Below are 5,629 nucleotides of genomic sequence, written 5' to 3'. Positions count from 1 at the left end.
TTTTTCATCAGTCTTAATCACTGATAATAAGTTATTTATAATTGTCAAAAAAAGTAAATAAAAATTAATTTGGTAAAAGGGTTGTGGGAATGGAATATGGTTATATATTTGCACGCTCAAAACGGCTAAGAAGTTTAGTTTTTGGGTAGTTCATTAAGGAGTTTATTAGGGATAAAAAATAAAATTAAAAATATTTTCATTTTTATTTTGTGGGAATAAAAATATGGTTTTATATTTGCACCCGCTTAAGAGATAAACGCCTTAAGAGAATTTAAGAAATACGTTCATTAACATATTGAATTGACAGCGTAAGAAATGATTGGAAACGATTATTTCGAACAAGAGAATAAATCATATTGAGACTTTGAAAATTCTGAATTAGTTGTTGAAGATAATAGTGGAAACACTTAAAAATTTAACGATGAAGAGTTTGATCCTGGCTCAGGATGAACGCTAGCGGCAGGCCTAACACATGCAAGTCGAACGGTAACAGGAGAGAGCTTGCTCTTTCGCTGACGAGTGGCGCACGGGTGCGTAACGCGTATACAATCTACCTTTTACAGGGGGATAGCCTTTAGAAATGAAGAATAATACCCCATAGTATATAAATTTCGCATGTTATTTATATTAAAGATTTATCGGTAAAAGATGAGTATGCGTTCTATTAGCTAGATGGTGTGGTAACGGCACACCATGGCAACGATAGATAGGGGCCCTGAGAGGGGGATCCCCCACACTGGTACTGAGACACGGACCAGACTCCTACGGGAGGCAGCAGTGAGGAATATTGGACAATGGAGGCAACTCTGATCCAGCCATGCCGCGTGCAGGAAGACTGCCCTATGGGTTGTAAACTGCTTTTATACAGGAAGAAACCTTTCCACGTGTGGAGAGCTGACGGTACTGTAAGAATAAGGATCGGCTAACTCCGTGCCAGCAGCCGCGGTAATACGGAGGATCCAAGCGTTATCCGGAATCATTGGGTTTAAAGGGTCCGTAGGTTGATAATTAAGTCAGAGGTGAAAGTTTGCGGCTCAACCGTAAAATTGCCTTTGATACTGGTTATCTTGAATCATTGTGAAGTGGTTAGAATATGTAGTGTAGCGGTGAAATGCATAGATATTACATAGAATACCAATTGCGAAGGCAGATCACTAACAATGTATTGACACTGATGGACGAAAGCGTGGGGAGCGAACGGGATTAGATACCCCGGTAGTCCACGCCGTAAACGATGGTCACTAGCTGTTCGGATTTCGATCTGAGTGGCTAAGCGAAAGTGATAAGTGACCCACCTGGGGAGTACGTTCGCAAGAATGAAACTCAAAGGAATTGACGGGGGCCCGCACAAGCGGTGGAGCATGTGGTTTAATTCGATGATACGCGAGGAACCTTACCAGGGCTTAAATGTAGATTGCATTAGCTAGAGATAGCTATTTCTTCGGACTATCTACAAGGTGCTGCATGGTTGTCGTCAGCTCGTGCCGTGAGGTGTCAGGTTAAGTCCTATAACGAGCGCAACCCCTGTTGTTAGTTGCCAGCGAGTCAAGTCGGGAACTCTAACAAGACTGCCAGTGCAAACTGTGAGGAAGGTGGGGATGACGTCAAATCATCACGGCCCTTACGTCCTGGGCTACACACGTGCTACAATGGTAGGGACAGAGAGCAGCCACTGGGCGACCAGGAGCGAATCTATAAACCCTATCACAGTTCGGATCGGAGTCTGCAACTCGACTCCGTGAAGCTGGAATCGCTAGTAATCGCATATCAGCCATGATGCGGTGAATACGTTCCCGGGCCTTGTACACACCGCCCGTCAAGCCATGGAAGCTGGGAGTGCCTGAAGTCCGTCACCGTAAGGAGCGGCCTAGGGTAAAATCGGTAACTAGGGCTAAGTCGTAACAAGGTAGCCGTACCGGAAGGTGCGGCTGGAACACCTCCTTTCTAGAGAAAGACGACTAATTTATAATACTATAATCGAAGTTTATCTTTGATTTTATTCTCTTGCTGTTAATTTAATTTTATAATAATTAAGTAGAGTCTCATAGCTCAGCTGGTTAGAGCGCTACACTGATAATGTAGAGGTCGGCAGTTCGAGTCTGCCTGAGACTACTAATTAAAGGAAATTCTAGACGTTGAGGATTCACATTCAGGATTCTAAGAGATAGGATTCAAGGAATGGGGAATTAGCTCAGCTGGCTAGAGCGCCTGCCTTGCACGCAGGAGGTCACCGGTTCGACTCCGGTATTCTCCACTAGGCAATGCCTAGAGATAAGTAATATTATCTCAGAAGTATTGCGCCGTTAGTTGCTGATTAATTAGTCAGTACCGATACGGTATACGTTCATTGACATATTGAAAAAGATACATGAAATATATATAAAGAGATCGTTCTCTTTATATATGTAATAATTTAATTGCTAATAGTAAGTCACGAGCTTCTATTAGTAATGTAACTCATTAAAAAGACAAAAGTACAATAAGCTAAATAAGAGCGTATGGGGAATGCCTAGGCTCTCAGAGGCGATGAAGGACGTGATAAGCTGCGAAAAGCTGCGGGGATTGGCACATACAAAATGATCCGCAGATATCCGAATGGGGCAACCCAGCATGTTGAAGACATGTTATCCGCAAGGAGGCGAACCCGGAGAACTGAAACATCTAAGTACCCGGAGGAGAAGAAAACAAAAGTGATTCCGATAGTAGCGGCGAGCGAAATTGGATTAGCCCAAACCAGTATTGTTACGGCAATGCTGGGGTTGTAGGACCACGATATTCGATGCATAATGAATTAGAACGCTTTGGAAAGAGCGACCACAGAGGGTGATAGTCCCGTATAAGTAAAGATTGTTAAGATAGTGGTATCCTGAGTAGTGCGGGGCACGTGTAACCCTGTGTGAATCAGTCGGGACCATCCGATAAGGCTAAATACTCCTGAGAGACCGATAGTGAACTAGTACCGTGAGGGAAAGGTGAAAAGAACCCTGAATAAGGGAGTGAAATAGAACCTGAAACCATACGCTTACAAGCGGTCGGAGCGGATTTATCCGTGACGGCGTGCCTTTTGCATAATGAGCCTACGAGTTACCGTTGCTAGCAAGGTTAAGGTATTCAGTACCGGATCCGTAGCGAAAGCGAGTCTGAATAGGGCGCTATAGTTAGTAGTGGTAGACGCGAAACCGTGTGATCTACCCATGGGCAGGGTGAAGCTGTAGTAACATACAGTGGAGGCCCGAACCGGTTGACGTTGAAAAGTCTTCGGATGACCTGTGGGTAGGGGTGAAAGGCCAATCAAACTCGGAAATAGCTCGTACTCCCCGAAATGCATTTAGGTGCAGCGTTGATTTATAGTTTTATAGAGGTAGAGCTACTGATTGGATGCGGGGGCTTCACCGCCTACCAATTCCTGACAAACTCCGAATGCTATAAAATGTTAATCAGCAGTGAGGGCATGGGTGCTAAGGTCCATGTCCGAGAGGGAAAGAACCCAGACCATCAGCTAAGGTCCCCAAATGTATGTTAAGTTGAATAAACGAGGTTGAACTGCTTAGACAGCTAGGATGTTGGCTTGGAAGCAGCCATTCATTTAAAGAGTGCGTAACAGCTCACTAGTCGAGCGGTTCGGCATGGATAATAATCGGGCATAAACATACTACCGAAGCTATGGACTTGAAAAAGTGGTAGGGGAGCATTGTAGTGTCGTCGAAGGTGAGTCGTGAGGCTTGCTGGAGAAGCTACAAAAGAAAATGTAGGCATAAGTAACGATAATGCGGGCGAGAAACCCGCACTCCGAAAGACTAAGGTTTCCTCAGCTATGCTAATCAGCTGAGGGTTAGTCGGGACCTAACGCGAACCCGAAAGGGGTAGTGGATGGACAACAGGTTAATATTCCTGTACCTGCTCACACTAAAAGTGACGGAGGCGAATAGTTAGTGCGCACAGACGGAATTGTGCGTTGAAGCCAGTGGTAACACGGCGATAGTACACTGAGACTACGGTCAAGGTGATAATCTAGCGAATCGACTTCCAAGAAAAGCGAGTGAAGCAGCCCGTACCCTAAACCGACACAGGTAGTTGGGATGAGAATTCTAAGGAGCTCGAGAGATTCATGGCTAAGGAACTAGGCAAAATAGACCCGTAACTTCGGGAGAAGGGTCGCCCATCGTAAGATGGGCCGCAGTGAAAAGGTCCAGGCGACTGTTTATCAAAAACACAGGGCTCTGCTAAATCGAAAGATGATGTATAGGGCCTGACACCTGCCCGGTGCTGGAAGGTTAAGTGGAGGGTTTAGCTTCGGCGAAGATCTAAAATGAAGCCCCAGTAAACGGCGGCCGTAACTATAACGGTCCTAAGGTAGCGAAATTCCTTGTCGGGTAAGTTCCGACCTGCACGAATGGTGTAACGATCTGGACACTGTCTCAGCCATGAGCTCGGTGAAATTGTAGTATCGGTGAAGATGCCGATTACCCGCAGTGGGACGAAAAGACCCCGTGAACCTTTACTATAGCTTAGTATTGGCTTTGGATAAGTAATGTGTAGGATAGGTGGGAGACTTTGAAGTGGCGTCGCTAGGCGTTGTGGAGTCATTGTTGAAATACCACCCTTTGCTTATCTAGAGTCTAACTTCCATACGGAAGGACAGTGCTTGGTGGGTAGTTTGACTGGGGTGGTCGCCTCCAAAAGAGTAACGGAGGCTTCTAAAGGTTCCCTCAGCACGCTTGGTAACCGTGCGTAGAGTGCAATGGCATAAGGGAGCTTGACTGAGAGACATACAGGTCGATCAGGTACGAAAGTAGAGCATAGTGATCCGGTGGTTCCGCATGGAAGGGCCATCGCTCAAAGGATAAAAGGTACTCCGGGGATAACAGGCTGATCTCCCCCAAGAGCTCACATCGACGGGGGGGTTTGGCACCTCGATGTCGGCTCGTCACATCCTGGGGCTGGAGAAGGTCCCAAGGGTTGGGCTGTTCGCCCATTAAAGTGGCACGCGAGCTGGGTTCAGAACGTCGTGAGACAGTTCGGTCTCTATCTACTGTGGGCGTTAGAAATTTGAGTGGATCTGACTCTAGTACGAGAGGACCGAGTTGGACGAACCTCTAGTGTACCTGTTGTTACGCCAGTAGCATTGCAGGGTAGCTACGTTCGGAAGGGATAAGCGCTGAAAGCATATAAGCGCGAAACCCACCACAAGATGAGATTTCTTTAAAGGGTCGTGGGAGATGACCACGTTGATAGGCTATAGGTGTAAAGGCAGTAATGTCATAGCCGAGTAGTACTAATAACCCGTAGGCTTATTGTACGCCTGTTTTTTTATAAAGTTCAATAGATTAAATTATTATTCATGAATCATTTTTCAATATGTTAAGATATTAGCAGCTTTGCTGCGCTATAAGCAAAAAGCGATACGCTTAAAGCTAATAGCTAAAATTTAAGGTGGTTATAGCGACGGGGCTCACCTCTTACCTTTCCGAACAGAGAAGTTAAGCCCGTTTGCGCCGATGGTACTGCTTACTGTGGAAGAGTAGGTCGCCGCCTTTTTTGAAAGACTCAATCTAACGATTGGGTCTTTTTTTGTTTTTATAAATAAGTAAATGAAAATAAATTTTGAGAATAGATGAAAGTTGTTATT

General features: G+C 45.3%; 2 tRNA genes and 3 rRNA genes. All 5 read left to right on the top strand.

Annotated elements, in window-relative coordinates:
- Nucleotides 1–418 precede the first annotated feature (418 nt).
- The 5 genes from Q0770_RS14615 (at nt 419) to rrf (ending at nt 5,538) form a co-directional block, all read left to right on the top strand.
- A 16S ribosomal RNA gene (locus Q0770_RS14615) occupies nt 419–1,944 on the top strand.
- 94 nt (nt 1,945–2,038) lie between these two features.
- Nucleotides 2,039–2,112 (top strand) — tRNA-Ile (locus Q0770_RS14610).
- A gap of 68 nt (nt 2,113–2,180) precedes the next feature.
- Nucleotides 2,181–2,254, top strand: a tRNA-Ala gene (locus Q0770_RS14605).
- 223 nt (nt 2,255–2,477) lie between these two features.
- Nucleotides 2,478–5,299 (top strand): 23S ribosomal RNA (locus Q0770_RS14600).
- A 130-nt stretch (nt 5,300–5,429) separates the two neighbouring features.
- Nucleotides 5,430–5,538, top strand: a 5S ribosomal RNA gene (rrf, locus tag Q0770_RS14595).
- Together the 16S, 23S and 5S rRNA genes with 2 tRNA genes alongside form the textbook arrangement of a ribosomal RNA operon.
- Nucleotides 5,539–5,629 lie beyond the last annotated feature (91 nt).

This window comes from uncultured Winogradskyella sp. (assembly GCF_947501905.1).
Classification (GTDB): Bacteria; Bacteroidota; Bacteroidia; order Flavobacteriales; family Flavobacteriaceae; genus Winogradskyella.
This window is presented reverse-complemented; position numbering and strand designations above follow the sequence as displayed.